Origin of the sequence: Chromobacterium indicum (genome assembly GCF_039708975.1) — a bacterium.
GTDB classification, from domain to species: Bacteria; Pseudomonadota; Gammaproteobacteria; order Burkholderiales; family Chromobacteriaceae; genus Chromobacterium; species Chromobacterium piscinae.
Genome location: NZ_JAYFSJ010000008.1, coordinates 133571 through 152200, shown reverse-complemented (window position 1 = coordinate 152200; position 18630 = coordinate 133571). Strand labels below are relative to the sequence as shown.

General features: G+C 62.2%; 13 protein-coding genes. 7 read left to right on the top strand and 6 right to left on the bottom strand.

Annotated elements, in window-relative coordinates; genetic code table 11:
- Positions 1-485: 485 nt before the first annotated feature.
- Both VA599_RS12575 and VA599_RS12570 read left to right on the top strand, forming a co-directional pair.
- Positions 486-2594 (top strand): ATP-dependent nuclease, encoded by a 2109-nt coding sequence (locus VA599_RS12575; RefSeq protein ID WP_346788842.1) that lies wholly within the window; start codon positions 486-488, stop codon positions 2592-2594.
- Position 2595: 1 nt separating this feature from the next.
- Positions 2596-4434, top strand: coding sequence for a UvrD-helicase domain-containing protein (locus tag VA599_RS12570; protein WP_346788840.1), 1839 nt, complete (start codon positions 2596-2598; stop codon positions 4432-4434).
- Between the two features lie 425 nt (positions 4435-4859).
- Here the strand turns inward: VA599_RS12570 and VA599_RS12565 are convergent, their stop codons facing one another.
- The 5 genes from VA599_RS12565 to VA599_RS12545 all read right to left on the bottom strand — a co-directional run bounded on the left by VA599_RS12565 (position 4860) and on the right by VA599_RS12545 (position 10934).
- Positions 4860-6008 (bottom strand): branched-chain amino acid ABC transporter substrate-binding protein, encoded by a 1149-nt coding sequence (locus VA599_RS12565; RefSeq protein ID WP_346788838.1) that lies wholly within the window; start codon positions 6006-6008, stop codon positions 4860-4862.
- Positions 6009-6108: 100 nt separating this feature from the next.
- Positions 6109-7365, bottom strand: coding sequence for an NAD(P)/FAD-dependent oxidoreductase (locus VA599_RS12560; protein ID WP_346788836.1), 1257 nt, complete (start codon positions 7363-7365; stop codon positions 6109-6111).
- Positions 7366-7368: 3 nt separating this feature from the next.
- Positions 7369-8943, bottom strand: a complete 1575-nt coding sequence (locus VA599_RS12555) for an aldehyde dehydrogenase (NADP(+)) (RefSeq protein WP_346788834.1) — start codon at positions 8941-8943, stop codon at positions 7369-7371.
- Positions 8944-9000: 57 nt separating this feature from the next.
- A complete protein-coding gene (locus VA599_RS12550; RefSeq protein WP_346788832.1) occupies positions 9001-9948 on the bottom strand; it encodes a dihydrodipicolinate synthase family protein in 948 nt (315 codons plus the stop codon).
- Between the two features lie 59 nt (positions 9949-10007).
- Positions 10008-10934, bottom strand: a complete 927-nt coding sequence (locus tag VA599_RS12545; protein ID WP_346788830.1) for a 4-hydroxyproline epimerase — start codon at positions 10932-10934, stop codon at positions 10008-10010.
- Between the two features lie 276 nt (positions 10935-11210).
- Between VA599_RS12545 and VA599_RS12540 the strand changes: the two genes are divergently transcribed.
- A complete protein-coding gene (locus tag VA599_RS12540; RefSeq protein ID WP_346788829.1) occupies positions 11211-12014 on the top strand; it encodes an AraC family transcriptional regulator in 804 nt (267 codons plus the stop codon).
- A gap of 125 nt (positions 12015-12139) precedes the next feature.
- Positions 12140-12529 carry a SecDF P1 head subdomain-containing protein gene (locus VA599_RS12535; protein WP_158677581.1) on the top strand — a complete coding sequence of 130 codons (390 nt, stop codon included), beginning with the start codon at positions 12140-12142 and terminating at the stop codon, positions 12527-12529.
- A gap of 7 nt (positions 12530-12536) precedes the next feature.
- On the opposite strand, the gene VA599_RS12530 is transcribed toward VA599_RS12535, so the two are convergent.
- Positions 12537-12959: an Lrp/AsnC family transcriptional regulator gene (locus VA599_RS12530; RefSeq protein WP_021475789.1), complete on the bottom strand. Its 423-nt coding sequence runs from the start codon at positions 12957-12959 to the stop codon at positions 12537-12539.
- Between the two features lie 194 nt (positions 12960-13153).
- Here VA599_RS12530 and ctlX point away from each other — a divergent pair, with 194 nt between their 5' ends.
- The 3 genes from ctlX to VA599_RS12515 all read left to right on the top strand — a co-directional run bounded on the left by ctlX (position 13154) and on the right by VA599_RS12515 (position 18435).
- Positions 13154-14083 (top strand): citrulline utilization hydrolase CtlX, encoded by a 930-nt coding sequence (ctlX, locus tag VA599_RS12525; protein WP_021475790.1) that lies wholly within the window; start codon positions 13154-13156, stop codon positions 14081-14083.
- A 413-nt stretch (positions 14084-14496) separates the two neighbouring features.
- Positions 14497-15567 carry a methyltransferase gene (locus VA599_RS12520; RefSeq protein ID WP_346788827.1) on the top strand — a complete coding sequence of 357 codons (1071 nt, stop codon included), beginning with the start codon at positions 14497-14499 and terminating at the stop codon, positions 15565-15567.
- A gap of 87 nt (positions 15568-15654) precedes the next feature.
- Positions 15655-18435 (top strand): alpha/beta fold hydrolase, encoded by a 2781-nt coding sequence (locus VA599_RS12515; protein WP_346788825.1) that lies wholly within the window; start codon positions 15655-15657, stop codon positions 18433-18435.
- The last annotated feature ends 195 nt before the right edge of the window (positions 18436-18630 follow it).

The window sequence follows — 18630 nt, the reverse complement described above, 5'->3', positions numbered from 1 at the left end:
GGCGACCATCTAAAACGATGGACACTCCTTGAATGGTGCCTAGCGGCCGCTTGTCGGTCGAAGCGGACGTTCATGCTTATACGCTAGCAAGATTGCTATCGGTCAGAACCAGTTATTTGAGGAATGAGTCCCGTAGCGAAAGTTGGCTCTGTCTATGTGATGTCGATTGATTGGAAGATCAATATTGTATAATCTCTTTGTCATTAAAAGTTTAAGAGCTAGTCGGTTGTGTCCATAGTATTAGCACCCCTCCGACATTTTTGTATCAGAATAATTGTTAGTCCCCAGAGGAGGCCCCAGTGAGAGACATCGACGGTATCGACCAAGCAGTTGGGCGAGCGACGTCAATCTCCGCTGAACAGTTTCAATGCATTTACGCTAGGCTGCCCCGGCTTAGGCTGCCGGTAGACTGTCGCACCAATTTAATTTCTGACCGACGAGCAGTGGGATGACTGCGCTCTCAATGCATCTGAGAGGAGGATTTTATGAGGGTCAGCCGTGTTGCAATTCGGAATTTCCGGCGACTAGAGAACGTTCAGATCGACATCGAAGAGCGTGAATCAATTTTTGTCGGGCCCAACAACAGCGGCAAGACGTCTGCCACCGCAATCTTTCGCTGCTTTCTTGGCGGTCGCGACTTCAAAATTCACGATTTCTCAGTCGCTCGAATGGTTGATTTCGACGCCTTTGCGATCACCGGAGATTCAGGGCGGCTTCCCAAGATTAGCCTTGATCTGTGGTTCACTATCGATCCTGAAAGCATCGCATTCGGCAGAGTGTTCACACTGTTGCCCAAACTTTCGGATTTCACGCGTGTAGGTATCCGACTGTCGTATGAGGTCGAGGATGCAAAGAAGCTACGCCAACATTACGACGCCGCCTATCCGCCGAACGAAGACGGTGCGCGTGACAAGGCCTTGTCGCAATTTCTGGCCCTCGAAGGAAATCTCGGTCGGCATTGTGTGGTTCGCTACTTCTCACTTGATGAGAAATCACAGGATGGAACTTCACTCGAGATCGTGACGAGCGAACTCGATTCTGACGAAGGCAAACGGCTTTTGAAGAATCTCATACGGGTGGAGTTCGTCGATGCGCAGCGCAACATTAACGACGACGACAGCAGCCGTAGTAACCGACTTTCGTCTGCTTTCGCCGCCTTCTACCGGATGAATCTTGAGCACATCGACCATGCTGCTAATGCTCATAGCGTGATCGATGCAAACAATAAACAGCTGACCGAACACTACGCTGAGCAGTTTGCACCGCTGATCACGCTTATCAAACATCTTGGTGTGCCATCGATTAATGATCGAGAACTGCGGATCATCTCTTCACTCAGCCCTGAAACCGCTCTGCGCGGGAGCACTGAGTTGCTCTACGTTGACCCCAGTCTGCAGCATGATTTACCCGAGCTTTATAATGGTCTTGGCTTCAAGAACTTGATCTACATGGCTATTCAGGCTCGGCATTTTCATTCTCAGTGGGTAATGACCACCGAGAACCGGCCTCTATGTTTGATGATCTTTATCGAGGAACCTGAGGTTCATCTTCATGCGCAGGTGCAACAGACCTTCATCTCCAACATCTGGCAGGTAATCAATCAATCCGCCAAATCGGCCTGCGAACCTGACCTTGTGCCGCAACTCGTTGTTACCACCCACTCCTCCCATATCATGGAGGCCGTGGATTTCGAGAAGGTCCGCTATTTTCAGCGCTGCCATACTGCGGGCGAGACGGCTGCAATCGGGATTCGAAATGCATCAGTGGTCCGCAGCCTTCGGGCCTTCCAGCCGGAAACGGAAACGATAGATGGCAAGCTTGTTGCCCCCTCCGAATCGCTGGTCTTCCTCAAGCGCTATCTACGCCTAACGCATTGCGACCTATTTTTTGCTGATGCTGCGATCCTCGTTGAAGGTGCAGTTGAGAAGCTTCTTATGCCGTCCATGATCGAGCGTGTTGCGAGGCGATTACGGACTACATACCTCACAATCTTGGAGGTGGGTGGAGCCTATGCCCACCGATTCGAGGGTCTGCTTAGCTTCCTCAATATCCCCTATCTCGTTATTACGGATCTCGATTCTGTGGCCCCGACCGGCTATCCGAGTGCTTGTCGGGCGGATGTTGTCGGAGCAAGAACCTCCAACGCTTCTCTTAAGAAACTGTGCGGGCAGGCCACTATCGCTGATCTCATCGCGTTGACCCCAGCTGACAAGCAGCATGTTGCGAAGGATCGTTGCATTGCTTTCCAGACGGATATTCTGGTGACGGATGGCACTGCCAGTGCGACACTCCGCCCGCGCACGTTGGAGGAGGCGATCGTCTACGAGAATTTTGGACTACTCCGTTCCGGCGCGCTGTCCATCGGCATCCCTATCCAGGCGCTTCTCGATGACGCTTATCAAAGCGTTTACGACCGGATTAAGTCAGATAGTTTCAAAAAGACCGACTTTGCCATGGACATTTTGGCTTGTACCGAGGCTTGGAACGTCCCAGGCTACATAGCCGAGGGATTAAAATGGCTTGAAGAGCGTCTGTCTCCGCTACCTACTGCGGTGGCTGAGACAGAAAATGCTGTTGCGATGGAGGGAGGCTAGCATGGTTGCCTGGGTGGAGAGCGAAGCAGATTCTCGGGTTCGAAAATGCCTAGATGACCGCCGCAGCTTTGCCATGATCGCCGGAGCGGGGGCGGGCAAGACGACTTCGCTGGTTGATGCTCTTGGCCGAGTGCGCGATCGTGAGGGTATCGTTCTTAGAAGACATGGTCAGCGTATCGCCTGTATCACCTTCACCAATCGCGCGGTTGAGGTCATCAAGTCAGGACTGGGGTTCGACGACCTCTACCTAGTTTCAACGCTTCATGGATTTCTGTGGGGACAAATCAGTCACTTCCATGAAGATATTCGGCAAGCGCTGCGTGAAAGCCGCATTCCGACGTTGATAGCAAAGGCCAGGGAAGATGATAACGGGGGTAAGAGCAAAAAGGCCCAGACGGCCCGTGCAAAGATCGAGCGGCTGACGGAAGAGCTTGCCGCAATCGAATCAATTGGACATTTTGAATATGCTGACATGGCCTTCAGTGACTATGGCAAAGGCCAAATTGGCCATGATGATGTTATAGAGATTGCGACCTATCTGTTTGCAAATAACGCCACGTTCCGGCGGATCACTGGTCTACGTTTCCCTTATATCTTTGTCGACGAAGCACAAGACACATTCGAGGGCATCGTCGCAGGGCTCAATCTCGTCGGCGCCGGTGCTGGACTCCCAGTAATCGGCTATTTCGGCGATCCATGGCAGCAAATTTATGACCGGAGTGCTGGGGCCTTTGGGCCTCCCGATGGTGGTGAGATCATCAAGAAGACGGAGAATTTCCGCTGTTCTAAGAGTGTCATCAGGCTTCTAAATGCCTATCGTGGAGACGTTGAACAATATGCTGCTGGGGAAAATTCGAAATGTGAAGGCAGTGTCGAATTCCTGCTTGTTAAAGCAGAAGAGCCGACAGAACCGCGCAAACGCTATTCAGAAGAACAGCTTGAGCGCGCATTGGCACGTATGGATGCGGCAGTCGAAGACTGGGGCTGGACAGGGCGCAGCGATGTCATGAAGCTCTTCCTCGCACGGCAAATGATCGCGCGGCGGCTGGGCTTCGCGGATCTCAACCGTCTCTTCACGGGCGACTATGCGTCGTCTCGCGCGCAAGATGCCTTCGAGAAAGGTGAGCATTTCCTCCTTAAGCCATTTCTTTCAATAATTTGCCCTCTGATCACCGCTCAGGACCAGGGCGATGATCGGAGGATCATCAGTCTGCTTCGTAGCGATAGTCCTGCTTTTGCTGTCGATGGATTGAACGCAGGAAAATCACTCAAATTGATGATCGAGATGTCCAAGACTTTGGTTGGCCAGTTACGTGCTTTGTGGGACACCGAGACGATCGGGACGATGCTCCGCTTTTGTGTCGACAAGCAAATCATTCAGCCTTCTGAAAGATTGCTTGAGCATCTTGATCGTGCTCCTCGGTCCGAGCCATTCGATGAGGACCTTCACAACTTTGATAAAGGAGATTGGCTTGCAGATGCTTTATTTCAAATGTCTCCCGAGCCAGTTTCCCGCTATGCCGGCTATCTAGATGACAACACAGCCTATAGCACCCAGCACGGAGTTAAGGGTGAGGAATATAAAAAGGTCATTGTCGTCTATGATGATGTCGAGGCTGCGTGGAACCAATACAGCTTTAGTAAGACCTTAACACCGCAGACTTCCGGCGAGCCCACCGACCGGCAACTCTCTGTAACGCAGAAGCTCGCGTATGTCTCGTTCTCGCGTGCGAGGGAGGATTTACGTGTCTTGCTGTTCACCGCTGATCCGGAAGGGGCACGAGCGGAGCTCATTGGTAGCAAGCTGATAGTGCCAGATCAAATCCGCATTATGGAGTGACGTGAACTGCGTACCTTGCCTCTTAATTTCGGAAGTAATGATGCGAGAGCCGGGCCATCGGCACCTACCTGCGGCGTACGTAACTAGCACGGAAGACCCTGCAGACGTCAATGACCCGTTTTCGCCGTCGATTCAGATTGCGTGAATGTAGCTGATGGGGCGCAAGTAAGTCCTCTCAAGTCAGAAAGCCGATTTTCGGCTTCGATGTAAGGAAAATGGCAGGTATGTGGCGCTGAGCGGACGCTGAGGGCTGATGGAGTGGATAGCCGCTATGGCCGATAAGCAGCCAATGTGGCCAGCCCCTTCCCCCTATCATCCCCAACTCCTCACCAAACACTCGAATAAAAAAGAAGCCAGCCCTCAATCAAGAGAGCCGGCCAGGGGCAGAGGAGTACAGCAGGGAAAATATCGTTTAAACCTCGCGCTCAGCGGACCACCGTCTCCACCGCCCAGGCGTTATTCTTCACCGTGGACAGCGTCACCGGCGCTTTCAACAGATTGCCATTGGGCGCGAAGGCGAAGTCGGCAGTGACGCCGCTGTAGCGGATGGCGGCCAGCTTGGGCAGGTATTTGGCCGGCTCCACCGAGCCCGCCTGCTTCATCGCCGCGGCCACCAGCATCACGCCGTCGTAGAACTGCGGCCCCAGCAGCACCACGTCCTGATGGAAGCGGTCTTTGTAACGGCGCTCAAATTCCTTGCCTGCCGGACGGGCAGCGAGCACGCCGCCGGCCACCGCCGAGTAATGGCCGGCCGCGTCGGCGCCGGCCAGCTGGATGAAGGTGGGGGTGTTGAGCATGTCCCCGCCCATCAGCTTGGCCTTGAGGCCCAGCCGTTTCATCTGCTTGACCATGGGCGCGGCCTGGGCGTCGGCGCCGCCGTAAAACACCACGTCCGGGTTGACGGCCTTGAGCGAGGTAAGGATGGCGGTGAAGTCGGTGGCTTTGTCGGTGGTGAATTCGCGGCGCATCACCTTGCCGCCGTTGGCCGCCACTGCCTTGACGAATTCGTCGGCGATGCCCTGGCCGTAGGCAGTGCGGTCGTCGATGGCGACGATGCTCTTGGCCTTCATCGTTTTGACGGCGAACTGCCCCAGCGCGCCGCCTATCTGGCTGTCGCTGCCCACCAGACGGAAGGTGGTCTTGTAGCCTTGCTGGGTGTAAGCCGGGTTGGTGGCCACCGACAGCTGCGGAATGCCGGCGTCGGAATAGATGCGCGAGGCCGGGATGGACACGCCGGAGTTGAAGTGGCCGATGACGGCCTTCACGCCTGCGTCCACCAGCCGTTGCGCCGCCTGGGTGCCGATGCGGGGGTCTGCCTGATCGTCCTCGGACACCAGTTCGAATTTGATCTTCTGCCCGCCCACCACCAGGCCCTTGGCATTGACATCGTCCACGGCCATTTTGGCGGCGTTTTCGTTGTCCTTGCCATAGTGGGCCTGCGGGCCGGACAGCGGCGAGGCGAAGCCTATCTTGACCACGGCATCGGCATGGGCCGCCGCCATGGCGAACGGCGCCATCATGCCGCCCAGCGCTGCCACCCAGTTCATTTCCGCAAACAGTTTGTTCCAAGCCATGAGATGTCTCCTTTATTGCTGCATTGACCAGGGCAAGCCCCCCGGCCCGCCCCGCTACCGCTCCCCCGCCGCGGCCGGTCTGCGCCGGCCTGAAGCAGGGTCAAAAACGAGATAACCGATACGGATGCATGTCCAGCGCCGGCGGCCGCCCCTGCAGCATGTCGCGCAACAGCGCGCCGGTGGTGGCCGCCAGAGTCAGGCCCAGATGGCCGTGGCCGGTGGCGAACCACAGGCCCGGCAGCGGCGCCGGGCCGATGATGGGCAGGGTGTCCGGCAGCGACGGGCGGTTGCCCATCCACACCGTCATGTCTTCGGTGGAGAAATCGCCGACGATGCGCCTGGCCTTGTCCAGCAGGATGTGGGCGCGGCGCCAGTCCGGCGGGGCGTCTCGATGCGCCAGCTCCACCGTGCCGGCCAGGCGCAGCCCGCCGTTGGCCATGGGCAGGATGACAAAGCTCTCGCTGGCGCACTGGATGAAGTGGCGCAGCGCCACTCCGGCCTTGGGCAGATTGACGTGATAGCCGCGCTCGCTTTCCAGCGGCACGCGGTATTGATGTTGTTTGACGAAGCGGTCGCTCCACACGCCGCAGGCGATCACCGCCGCGTCGGCGCGCAGGCGGCCGCCTGCCGTTTCCACGCCGATCACGCGGCCGGCTTCCGTCACCGTGGCCAGCGCCTTGTCCCGGACAAAGCGGCCGCCCTCGCGGATGAAGGCGTCGAACAAGCCGCGGCTGAAGACATAGGGGTCGTCCACGTGGGACCAATCCGGCACCTGAACCGCGTACTGCCATTCCTCGCGCAAGACCGGCTCGCCTTCGCCGAGCGCGTCGCGGCCCAGCGCCAGCCAGCGCACGCCATGGCGGCGCTTGTCGTCCCAGGCCGGCGCGGCGGCGTCGAACTCTTCCCGGCTGCGATACAGCGTCAGATTGCCGTGCCGCCGCCACAGGTGGCCAAGGCCGGCGTGGGCGATCAAGGCGGCGTAGTCGTCGTTGACCCGGCCCAGCAGCGCCGCCAGCGCCTGCGTCAGTTCAGCCACACGGCGCGGCCGGCTGGCGGCCAGAAAACGCAGCAGCCAAGGCGCCAACGTGGGCAGGTAGCGCCAGCGCAAGGCCAGCGGCCCCAGCGGGTCCAGCATCCAGCCGGGCACCTTGCGCAGCACGCCGGGCTCGGCCAACGGAATGACGTCGCTGATGGCGAAAGCGCCGGCATTGCCGTAGCTGGTCTCCATCGCCGGCTCGCCGCGGTCCAGCAGGGTCACATTGAAACCGGCCAGCCGCAGCTGCAAGGCGGTGGCGATGCCGACAATGCCGGCGCCCACCACTATGACGGAGGCGCCGGGCGCAAGAGCGGGAGCCATGGCTCAGCCCTCCCGCCCGCCATCCAGCAGACGGCGCAACGCCAGCGGATTGGCCTGTTTCAATGCCTGCGGCAACAGCGCGTCCGGCAAGTCCTGATAGCAGACCGGCCGCAAAAAGCGCTGGATGGCGGCCGTGCCCACCGAGGTGGCGCGCGCGTCCGAGGTAGCCGGGTACGGCCCGCCATGCACCATGGCGTCGCACACTTCCACGCCGGTAGGCCAGCCGTTCACCAGAATGCGCCCGGCCTTGCGCTCCAGCGTGGGCAGCAGCGCGTGGGCCAGGTCCAGATCGCCCTCATCCAGCTGCAGCGTGGCGGTGAGCTGGCCTTCCAGCTGCTCGGCAAGTTGGCGGAATTCACCCGCGTCACGGCATTGCACGATCAAGGCGGCCGCGCCGAACACCTCGGCCCGCAACGCCGGATTGGCCAGATAATCGCCCGCGTCTGCCAGCCACAGCTGAGCCTGGCACTGATTGGGCCCGGTTGCCGGCAGGCCAGCCACCAATTGCCGAGCATGGCCGGACAGCGCGTCCACGCCCGCCTGGTAAGCGCGGAAGATGTCGGGCGTCAGCATGGTCTGCGCCGGGCTCTGCCGCAGGGCAGCTACCGCGGCTGCGATGAAGCCATCCAGCGCCGGCCCCTGCTCGGCGATGATCAAGCCGGGGTTGGTGCAGAATTGCCCCGCGCCTAGCGTCAGCGAGGCGGCAAAACCCTGCGCCAATGCCTCGCCGCGCGCTTGCAACGCCGCCGGCAACAAAAATACCGGATTGGTTGAGCTCATCTCCGCATAAACCGGAATCGGCTCCGGCCGGCTTTGCGCCAATTGGCACAAGGCTAGGCCGCCGCTGCGCGAGCCAGTGAAACCCACCGCCTTGACGCGCGGATCCGCCACCAGCGCCTGCCCCGCTTCGCGCCCCTCGCCGAACAGCAGCGCGAACACGCCGGCCGGCAGTTCGCATTTCTCCGCCGCCCGCGTAATGGCCAGCCCCGCCAGCTCGCTGACGCCGGGATGGGCGCTGTGCGCCTTGACGATGACCGGGCAGCCGGCCGCCAGCGCGGAGGCGGTGTCGCCGCCGGCCACCGAGAAGGCCAAGGGGAAATTGCTGGCGCCGAACACCGCCACCGGCCCCAGCGCCACCTGGCGCTGGCGCAAATCCGCGCGCGGCAGTGGTTGGCGCTGCGGCATGGCCGGGTCCACCCGCGCGTCCTGCCACTCGCCGGCCCGCAGCGTGCGGGCGAATAAGCGCAGCTGGCCGCAGGTGCGGCCGCGCTCGCCCTGCAAGCGGGCGCGCGACAGGCCGGTTTCGGCCATGGCGCGTGTTATCAATTCATCGCCCAGCGCTTCTATTTCGTCGGCGATGGTTTCAAGAAAGCGCGCCCGCGTTTCCGGCGCGGTTTCGCGGTAAGCGTCAAACGCCTCCCAGGCCAATGCGCAGGCCTGCTCCACTTGTTCGCGGTCCGCGCCGGGGTAGCCCGGCTCCAACGCTTGATCGGTGGACGGGTCTATCGCCCGGATCATCTCGCGGCGGCCGGAAACGACCTGCCCGCCGATGAGCATCATGCCTGTCAGATTCATCATGTTTCCTGCGCAATAAGGGGCTGGCCGCGCCGCCAAGGACGCGGCGGGGATTGGATATCAGGCGACGTTCTGCTCGGCCGACCAGTTGCGGTACCACTCGCGGAACAGCGCGTACTGGGTTTCGGCATAGCGGCGCTGGGCGGCGCTCAGCGCGTCGGTCTCGTTGAAATGCAGCGCGTACTCCTTGTCGCCATTGAGCACCATCAGGTGCTTGTAATACAGCACCAGGTCGCAGCCCTCGTCGAAGGAGGACAGCACGGCGAGCGCTGACTCCAGTTCGCGCGCGCGGCGGCGGGCCACGGCATCGCCCCTGGCCGCCGCCTTGCTAAGCGCCACCAAGTGCAGCACTTCGCGCGGCAGCGCGTTGCCGATGCCGGTGATGGCGCCGGTGGCGTTGCAATTGACGAAGCCATGCACCACCTGGGTGTCCACCCCCACCATCAGCGTGACCTCGTCGTCCTGCGAGGTGATGTGCTCGGCGGCGTAACGCATGTCGGCGGCGCCGCCGAACTCCTTGAAGCCGATCAGATTGGGATAAGCGCGGCGCAGCTCGAAGAACAGGTCGGCGCGGGTGGTGAAGCCATAGTAAGGGCTGTTGTAGATCACGGCCGGCAGCTTGGGCGCGGCGGCCAGAATGGCCGAGAAATGCGCCTTTTGCGCGGCCGGCGACGCGCCGCGCGACAGCACGCGCGGGATGACCATCAAGCCCTGCGCGCCCACCCTGGCGGCGTGAGCGGCATGGGAAACCGCCTCGCGGGTGTTGACGGCGCCGGTGCCCACGATGGTCGGCACGCCGGCGGCCGCCAGCCGCGCCACGCCCTCCTGGCGCTGGGCTTCGCTCAGCAGCGGCCAGTCGCCCATGGAGCCGCAGTACACCACCGCGCTCATGCCCAGGGATACCAGCTCCTTGCCCTTGGCCACCAGCGCATCGAAATCCGGCTGGCGATCGGCGGTGCACGGGGTCATCAGCGCCGGAATGCAACCGGTGAAAATGTTATCGCTCATTGTTTTGCTCCTTGCGGCATTCATTCAGGTGGTAGAGGTAGAAAGAGAGAGTCGCGGGCTCAAATGCCCCACGCGAAGGGGTCTTGTTCGTCGATCAGCAGCGTGGCGCGCGCCGTGATGTGGGCGCGGCCGGTGATGTAGGGGCGGATGAAGTCGCCTTCGCGCTGGTAATGGCCGACGAAGCGGCTGCCGGTGATGCCGGCCTGCACCCACTCTTCGCCTTCGGCCAGCTTGCCATCAGCCGCCAGGCAGGCCAGCTTGGCGCTGGTGCCGGTGCCGCAGGGGGAACGGTCATAGGCTTTGCCGGGACACATGACGAAGTTGCGGCTGTTTGCGTGTTCGTCGTCGGCGAACAACTCCACATGATCGATGCGCGCGCCGTCGGCGCCGGTGACGCCCTGCGCCTCCAGCGCCTGCATCGTGGCGCAGCTGAACGCGCTCAGCGCCTCGACATTGTCCAGCCGCACGCTCAGTCCATGCTCGGCCACCAGAAAAAACCAGTTGCCGCCCCAGGCGATGTCGCCGGTCACCGTTCCATGGCCGGGCACCTCCACCGCCGCCTGTCGGCGGTAGCGGTAGGCAGGCACATTGCGCAGCGTCACCGCGCCGTCCTCATGCAAGACGGCGTCCACCGGCCCCACCGGGGTGTCTATCTTGTGGCTGCCCGGCGCGATGCGCCCCAGGTAATGCAAGGAGGCGATCAAGCCTATGGTGCCGTGGCCGCACATGCCGATGTAGCCAGTGTTGTTGAAGAAGATCACCCCGCAGACGGCGTCGGGCGAAACCGGCTCGCAATACAGCGCGCCCACCAGCACATCGCTGCCTCGCGGCTCCAGCAGGCAGGCGCGGCGCCATTGGTCGTGCCGCTCGCGCAATTCATCGCGCTGGTCCGCCATGCTGGCCCCCGCCAACGCGGGAAACCCGCTCAGCACCAGCCGGGTAGGTTCGCCCCCGGTGTGGGAATCGATGATCTCAATCTGCCTCATTCGCTTGTCCATTCCCCAATCCCATTCAGTCCGGCCAATCGCGCCGTTGTCTCGCAGACCTTTGATTCCATTGAATCTCCGCGCCGCATCCGCATTCGCTGCCACCCCGCTAGCATGGCTGCGTTGCCGCCGACAATCTTGATGGCTATCATCAGTGACGATGACGAAATCGGCACAATTGACGTTTTCAGGCGCTTGCTAAGGCGCGGCGGCCGGGATGGCGCGCGCAGTGACATTCGGGGTGGCGGCGCTTGGACCGCGAGAAAGGCGGGAACGATGACAAGCTCAACGCTGGAATCCATCGCCCGCTGGCGAGACGGATTCCACCGGGCGACGATGGACGAATTGCTGGCGGGCATGGCCCCGCTTCTGCCCGTGCTGGACCTGATCCCCAATGCGGCCATCTTCATCAAGGACAGCCAGGCGCGCTATCTCTGCGCCAACCAGACGCTGGCGCAGCGCTGCGGGCTGAAGAGCCTGCAGCCGCTGCTGGGCAAGACCAGCGCGGAAGTGTTTCCCATTCAGCTGGGACAGGTCTATACGGCGCAGGATATCAAGGTGCTGCAAGACGGCCAGGTGCTGGAAAGCCAACTGGAGCTGCATCTGTTCAAGAATCGGGAGCCGGGCTGGTGCCTGACCTACAAGTGGCCCCTATACAATCGGCAGGAAGAAATCATAGGCCTGATTGGCATCTCGCTGGACCTGCAATCGGCCAGCAAGACCCACCCAGCCTACAAACGCCTGGCCGCGGTGGACGAGTTCATCCGCCGCAATTTCAGCCAGACGGTGACCATGGCGGAGCTCACCGGCATCGCCGGCATGTCGGCCTCCCAGCTGGAGCGCTACTGCAAAAAGATATTCCACCTGTCACCGCGGCAGATGATACATAAGGCCAGGCTGGAGCACGCGCACCGGCTGCTGCATGAAGACATGGCCATCACCGAGGTGGCGCTGCGCTGCGGCTATGCCGATCACAGCGCCTTCAGCCGGCAGTTCAAGGCCTTGACCGGCTTGACGCCCCGCCAGTACCGCCAGCAGCTGGGCAGAAGCGATGCCGGGCCGGCTTCGGATGCCGAATAGCCGACGCGGGGTTCTGAGACCGGCTGCGTTTGTCGCGGCCGCGAGCCTGACAGCCAGTCCACGCAACCTCTGGCGGCGGCCTCGGTCATAATGCGATGAACCACATCCTGAACATGGAGCGTTTGATGAAGTTTCTCCTGCCCGCCGCCGCGCTGCTGGTTTCCGCCGCGGCCATGGCCGATGCGCCAAGCAAGCCGGTCATCACCGGCAACATCCTCCGCCTGGATTCCGCCTGCGATTTCACCGAAAGCAGCCTGAACATCCAGCGCGACAGCCTCTCCCTGAGCGCCACGCTCAATAAGGCTGCCGCCGCGCGCCTGCAGCAGGCCACCGGCGACTTCCTGAATCAAAGCATGGTGGTGGTGATCAACGACGTGCCCGTCAGCGCTCCGGTAGTCCGGACCGTGATCAACACCGGCAAGGTTCAGATCGCGCTGGGGCGCGACGCCGCCGACAAACTGTTGCCCACTCTGCTGGAAACCACCTGCTACCAGGAAAAGCCGCAGGCCAAGTAACCGGCCGCTAGGCCTTGTGCGTGGACAGCAGAATGCTGGTTTCGCTGGCGGAAATGCCCGGAATCAGCCTGACGCGCCCCAACACCCGGTCGAATTGCTCGAGCGAATCGGCGCGCAGCTCGGCCAGGATGTCCCAGCGGCCGTTGGTGGAATGCAAGGCGTGGACGCTGGGATCGCCGCGCAGCGCCTGCATCACCGCGGCGGCCTTATTGCCCTCCACCGCGATGCACATCCAAGCCCTGATGCGCCTGGCTTCCGCCTCCGGCTTCACCTTCACCGTGTAGCCGACGATCACCCCGCTCTCTTCCAGCCTGGCGATGCGATGCTGCACCGTTGCCCGCGACACTCTCAGCTTCTCCGCCAAGGCGGTGACGGAGATCCGCGCGTCGTCGCGCAGCAGCGCCAGCAATTGCCTGTCGGTATCGTTCATGTCAAATCGTCAAAAAAACCTGTCAATTTGTAAAACAATATGAAAGTTTTGTAAGGTTTGCCAGCTTTTTGACGACAATCCGGAAGCGCACAATAGCGATCATTCTTGATCGGCATCAACACCGGCTCAATCCAGACCGATCGCCGCCAGTCAAGACAGATACGTTCCCCACCGCCTCCCTAGGATGAAAAGGCATGCAAACCACCAGTGACGTTCTGATGATCCGGCCGGCCCGATTCCTGTCCAACCCGCAAACCACCGCCAGCAACGCCTTCCAGAACCGGGAGCGGGACGCCGCCGAGGCGCAGCGCGCCGCGCTGGCCGAATTCGACGCCTATGTCGACGCGCTGCGCACCTGTGGCGTCAACGTACTGGTGGTGGATGACACTCACGAGCCCCACACGCCGGATTCCATCTTTCCCAACAACTGGCTGAGCCTGCATGCCGACGGCCGGGCGCTGATTTACCCGATGGAGGCGGAAAACCGCCGGCAGGAGCGGCGCCAGGATATTCTGGACGCCATCGGAAAACAGTTCGATTTGCGCCGCGCGGTCGACCTCAGCCCTTTCGAGCGCGATGGCCACTACCACGAGGGCACCGGCTCCATGGTGTTCGACCACTCGGCCCGCGTCGCCTATGTCTGCCGCTCGACGCGCAGCAGCGAGCGGGTGATGGAAGCGGTGGAGCGGGAAATCGGCTATCAGCCGTTCTGGTTCGGCGCGGCCGACCGCGCCGGCAAGCCCATCTTCCACACCAATGTGATGATGAGCGTGGGCCGCGCGCTGGCCGTGGTCTGCCTGGAATCGGTGGCCAACGCAAACGAGCGCCGCGGGCTGCGCCATTCGCTGGAACAAGCCGGCAAGCGCGTCGTCGACATCGGCTACCGCCAACTGGAATGCTTCGCCGGCAATATGCTGGAGCTGTCCGCCTCCGATGGCGCGCCGGTGTTCGCCTTGTCGCGCCAGGCCTGGGCTGCGCTGACGGCGGAACAGCAAGGCCTGCTCTCCAGCGAGGCGCGCATCGCGCTGGCGCCGATAGACACCATAGAGCGGCTGGGCGGCGGCGGCGCGCGCTGCATGGTGGCGGAAATTTTCCTGCCGCGGCGAACATCTCCCCAGCCATGATGCCGAAGCGCCGTCTCGCCGTCGCCGCCTCGCCGGCAACCGTTGATCGGCGCAGCCATCCGGGATTGCGCCGAGAAAGCCAGCAGCCGGCACCCCACGCCATCGGCCGCCATGCCCAACAGCAAAGCCCGGCGTGCGTCGGGTCTTGCCTTCGGTCTGGACGTGTTGCTGGGCGGCCTTGCCGGACAATTTCGCCGCTAGCCGCCAGCGAACCAGGCCGCCCCGCAAATAAAAAATACTTAAATATCAATATCCTATCAAAAGTACAGGTCCCATAAGCGCCAAACAGGGTGATGATAACCATTTGTAAACAATCCATTCATTTTTGTTTACAAAACTATATATCTCCATCCCCCATCACCCGCTCGCCGGTCGCGCTCAGCAGGAGCGTCCCTGGCGCAGGAGGGTAAATCATGCCGCACGCCATTGTAGTTCCCACCCCGTCGGCGAACACCGCCGCCACACCCAACAAGGATTCGGTTCAGGTCCAAAAAACGATGAGGCGGCTGGTCACCGGCGCCTGGCTGTCGCAGGCCATCGTGGTTGCGGCCGAGCTCGGCCTGGCAGACCTCCTGGCCGACGAGGAAAGGTCCATAGATGAACTGGCGTCCGCCTGCGGCGCGCAAGCGGATGCGCTGTATCGCCTGTTGCAGGCCTTGGGCTGCGTGGACCTGTTCCACGAGACCGAAGGACGAGGCTTCTGCAACACGCCGCTCAGCGAAACGCTGCGCAGCGACATCCCCGGCTCGCTTCGCAGCCTGGTCCGGCAGATGGGAATCGACCCGATCTGGCGCGCCTGGGGCCACATGCTCTACAGCGTCCAAACCGGCCAGAGCGCTTTCCACCACATCACCGGCCAGACCCTTTTCGGCTATATAGGCGACCATCCCGAAGCCGCTGAAATCGTCGACAGCGCCATGCTCAGCCTGAGCGAGCAGGAGGCCCCAGCCCTCGTCCGCGCTTACGATTTCTCGGCCTCCCGCCTCATCGTCGACGTCGGCGGCGGCCGCGGCCAGCTGCTGGCCGAAATCCTCGCCGCCGCGCCGTCGGCGCGGGGCATTTTGCAAGAGCTGCCGCATGCGGCGGAATCCGCGCGCCATTTGTTCGCCGCGCGCGGGCTAGCCGCGCGCGCCGAGGTGGTCACGTCCGACGCGCTGGAAACCGTGGTGCCGGGCGCGGATCTCTACATCATGAAGCACATCGTCCATGACTGGGACGATGCGCATGCTCAGCGCTTCCTGTCCAACTGCGCCGCGGCGATGCGGCCCGACAGCAAGCTGCTGCTGGCGGAAATGATTCTGGCGCCGCCCAACGAGCCTCATTTCTCCAAGCTGCTGGACCTGCACATGCTGGTCAACTATCCCGGCGGGCGGGAACGCACGCTGGACGACTTCCACCGCCTGCACCGCTCCGCTGGCCTGCGCCCGACCCGCGTCCTTCCCACCGAAAGCCTCCTGAGCCTGATCGAAAGCGTCAGGCGCTAAGCCCTCCCCCTCGCCCCGCCCAGCTTCCGTCCGCCATCGGCGCGGAAGCCGCCGCTTTCTTCGCTCATCATTTTAAGGACCAGAAACATGAATGCTTCGTTTGCTTCGTCTCCGCTCCCCGATGCGGAGCGCCTTTCAGTCCCCGCGACTCACATCGGCGAGTTGCTGGTCCGCGCCGCGGCGTCTCAACCCGAACACGGCTTGCGGCTGGTGGCGGATGATCGAAAAACTGCCGAGGATATCCGCTATCCCGAACTGCTCAGCCTCGCGCTGCGCATCCTGGCGGGCCTGCAGGCCCGCGGACTTGGGCCAGGCAGGCCGATTGCCTTGCTGCTGGAACAGGCTGGGGATTTCATCCCCGCGTTCTGGGCCTGCGCGCTGGGCGCTTATGTGCCCTGCCCCCTCGCCCCCATCCGGAACGATCCTGAGCGCTGGGAGAAACATTTGACCCACGTCGACCAGTTGCTCGGGCATCCAGCGCTGATAATCAAGGCGCCCGCCAATCTCCGAACCCACGGCCTGGACACGCTAGAGTTCGACCAACTGCTGCGCAGCCGCGCGCTAGGCGAAGTCCAGGCGCCGGCGCCGGACGCGCCCGCGGTCCTGGTCCTGACCTCCGGCTCCACCGGCAACGCCAAGGCCGTCATCCTCAGCCACGCCAACCTGCTGTCCAGCCTGGCGGCCAAAACGGAAAGCCTGGGCTTGACGTCCGACGACATTGGCTTCAACTGGATTTCCTTCGATCACGTCGCCGCGCTAATCGAGGCGGTGCTGCTGCCCACCCATGCCGGCATGATTCAGGCGCATGCGGCCGCCGAGCGCATCCTGAGCCACCCGCTCTCGTTCCTCCATCTGCTGAGCGCGCAGCGCGCCACCCTGACCTTCACGCCCAACTTCCTGTTCGGCGAGATCAATCGCGCGCTCGTCCAAGCCCGTCCGCCTCCGCCGGCATTCGACCTGTCCCGGTTGCGCCGCATCATTTCCGGCGGAGAAGCCGTGGTGGTGGAGACCGCCAGCCGGTTCTTGAGCCTGCTGGCGCCGCATGGCCTCGCCGCCACGGCGATATCGCCGGCTTTCGGCATGACCGAGACTTGCGCGGGATCGGTGTTTTCCCACGACTTCCCCTCCGCCGACGCCGGCTTCGAGCTCGCGGCGCTGGGCCGGCCGGTGCGCGGCATGCAACTGCGCATCGTCGACGAGGCGGACCAGCCTCTGCCCGACGGGCAGCCTGGCGAACTGCAATTGCGCGGCCCCATGGTCTTCCGCGGCTACTACCGCAACCCGGACGCGACGCACGCGGCCTTCTCGCGGGACGGCTGGTTCCGCAGCGGAGACATCGGCCAGCTGGCCGACGGCGAGCTGCGCCTGGTCGGCCGCAGCAAGGACAGCATCATCGTCAGCGGCGTCAATTACTTCAGCCAGGAGCTGGAGCTCGCCATCTCGCAGCTGGACGGCGTGGACAAGCTCTTCATCGCCGCCTTTCCCACCCGCCCGCCCGCCGCGGACACCGAGCAACTGGTGCTGGCATTCTCCCCGTCCTTTCCTATCGAAAACGGACTCCGGCTGCACCAGACGATGATCGCGATCCGCAACACCGCCCTGCTGCTATGGGGCTTCCGCCCCTCGCTGGTATTGCCGCTGCCGAAAGAAGCCTTTCCCAAAACCAGCCTGGGCAAGATCCAGCGCGCGCTGCTGCGCCGACGGTTGGAAGAAGGCGCGCTGGACGCGCATATCCGCCATGCAAACGAGATAGCCACGCGCTATTTCGGCAAGCTCCAGCCTGCGGAGGGCGAAGCCGAACAGGCGGTCGCCGGCATTTTCGCCGACATGTTCAGCCTGCCCTGCGACGCCATCGGCGCCAACAGCAGCTTTTTCGATCTGGGCGGCACCTCGCTCGACATCTTGAAGCTCAAACACATGCTGGAGCGGCGTTTTGATTGCGCGCCCCTGCCGGTGCTCGACATTCTGACCCACCCCATCGTCCGGCGACTCGCGGCCAGGCTGGAGGCCGGCCGCGAAACCGGCGGCGCCGCCTACGACCCCATCGTCACGCTGCAGAGCAGCGGAGCCAAGACGCCGTTGTTCTGCGTCCACCCCGGCGTCGGCGAGGTGCTTGTCTTCGTCAGCCTGGCGCAATACTTCGTCAACGAACGCCCGTTCCATGCGCTGCGCGCGCGCGGCTTCAACGAAGGAGAAAGCCATTTCACCGATTTCAACGAGATGGTGGCCGCCTACGTCGCCGCCATTCGCAAGCGGCAGGCGCACGGCCCTTACGCCATCGCCGGCTATTCCTACGGCGGGGCGGTCGCCTTCGAGATCGCCAAGGCGCTGGAAACCGCCGGCGAACGGGTGGATTTTGTCGGTATCTTCAATCTGCCGCCGCACATCCGCCACCGGATGAGCGAGTTCGATCCGGTCAAGGGCGCGGTCCACCTCGCCTTCTTCCTGTCGCTGATCGACCGCAGGCAGGCGGATGAGCTGCCCGACAAGCTGCGCGCCCTGCCGGACCAGGACTTCCGGCGCTGGCTGATAGACCACGCGCCGCCTGAACGGCTGGCCGAGCTGGACCTGGACCTGGAAAAATTCACGGCCTGGTCATTGCTCGCCCACTCGCTGACTTCGATGGGAAGCGGCTATGAGCCTAGCGGAAGCGTCCGCTCGCTGAGCGTGTTCTACGCCCACCCGCTGTATGGCAACAAAGCTGACTGGCTGAGCGATGAGCTCAGGAGGTGGGACGATTTCTCACGCGAGCCCAACCATTACATCGAGGTGGACGGCGAGCACAATACCATGCTGGACACACGGCACGTGGCCGGCTTCCAGGCCGCGCTGAGACAGGAGCTCGACCATGCGCTGAATGGCCAATGAACTCGGAGGGCGGCAACCGCCCTCCCTGCTGGACAAACGAACGGAAAGAAAAAAGGCCGCGCAAGGCGGCCGCAAAGGGGTAGATGGTTGAATGTCATGAACATGATCATTCCATTGATAACAATTTAGCACATAGGCATTCTTTAGCAAGCTTGCTTGACTTAATTTTTATTAAGAAAAGCTTGATTGTTCACA

Bases quoted from the DNA above. Each gene is read 5' to 3' on its own strand.
- VA599_RS12560 (WP_346788836.1), bottom strand. From the start codon at position 7,365: ATGGCTCCCGCTCTTGCGCCCGGCGCCTCCGTCATAGTGGTGGGCGCC.
- VA599_RS12520 (WP_346788827.1), top strand. From the start codon at position 14,497: ATGCCGCACGCCATTGTAGTTCCCACCCCGTCGGCGAACACCGCCGCC.
- VA599_RS12545 (WP_346788830.1), bottom strand. From the start codon at position 10,934: ATGAGGCAGATTGAGATCATCGATTCCCACACCGGGGGCGAACCTACC.
- VA599_RS12570 (WP_346788840.1), top strand. From the start codon at position 2,596: ATGGTTGCCTGGGTGGAGAGCGAAGCAGATTCTCGGGTTCGAAAATGC.
- VA599_RS12565 (WP_346788838.1), bottom strand. From the start codon at position 6,008: ATGGCTTGGAACAAACTGTTTGCGGAAATGAACTGGGTGGCAGCGCTG.
- VA599_RS12575 (WP_346788842.1), top strand. From the start codon at position 486: ATGAGGGTCAGCCGTGTTGCAATTCGGAATTTCCGGCGACTAGAGAAC.
- VA599_RS12515 (WP_346788825.1), top strand. From the start codon at position 15,655: ATGAATGCTTCGTTTGCTTCGTCTCCGCTCCCCGATGCGGAGCGCCTT.
- VA599_RS12535 (WP_158677581.1), top strand. From the start codon at position 12,140: ATGAAGTTTCTCCTGCCCGCCGCCGCGCTGCTGGTTTCCGCCGCGGCC.
- ctlX (WP_021475790.1), top strand. From the start codon at position 13,154: ATGCAAACCACCAGTGACGTTCTGATGATCCGGCCGGCCCGATTCCTG.
- VA599_RS12530 (WP_021475789.1), bottom strand. From the start codon at position 12,959: ATGAACGATACCGACAGGCAATTGCTGGCGCTGCTGCGCGACGACGCG.
- VA599_RS12555 (WP_346788834.1), bottom strand. From the start codon at position 8,943: ATGATGAATCTGACAGGCATGATGCTCATCGGCGGGCAGGTCGTTTCC.
- VA599_RS12550 (WP_346788832.1), bottom strand. From the start codon at position 9,948: ATGAGCGATAACATTTTCACCGGTTGCATTCCGGCGCTGATGACCCCG.
- VA599_RS12540 (WP_346788829.1), top strand. From the start codon at position 11,211: ATGACAAGCTCAACGCTGGAATCCATCGCCCGCTGGCGAGACGGATTC.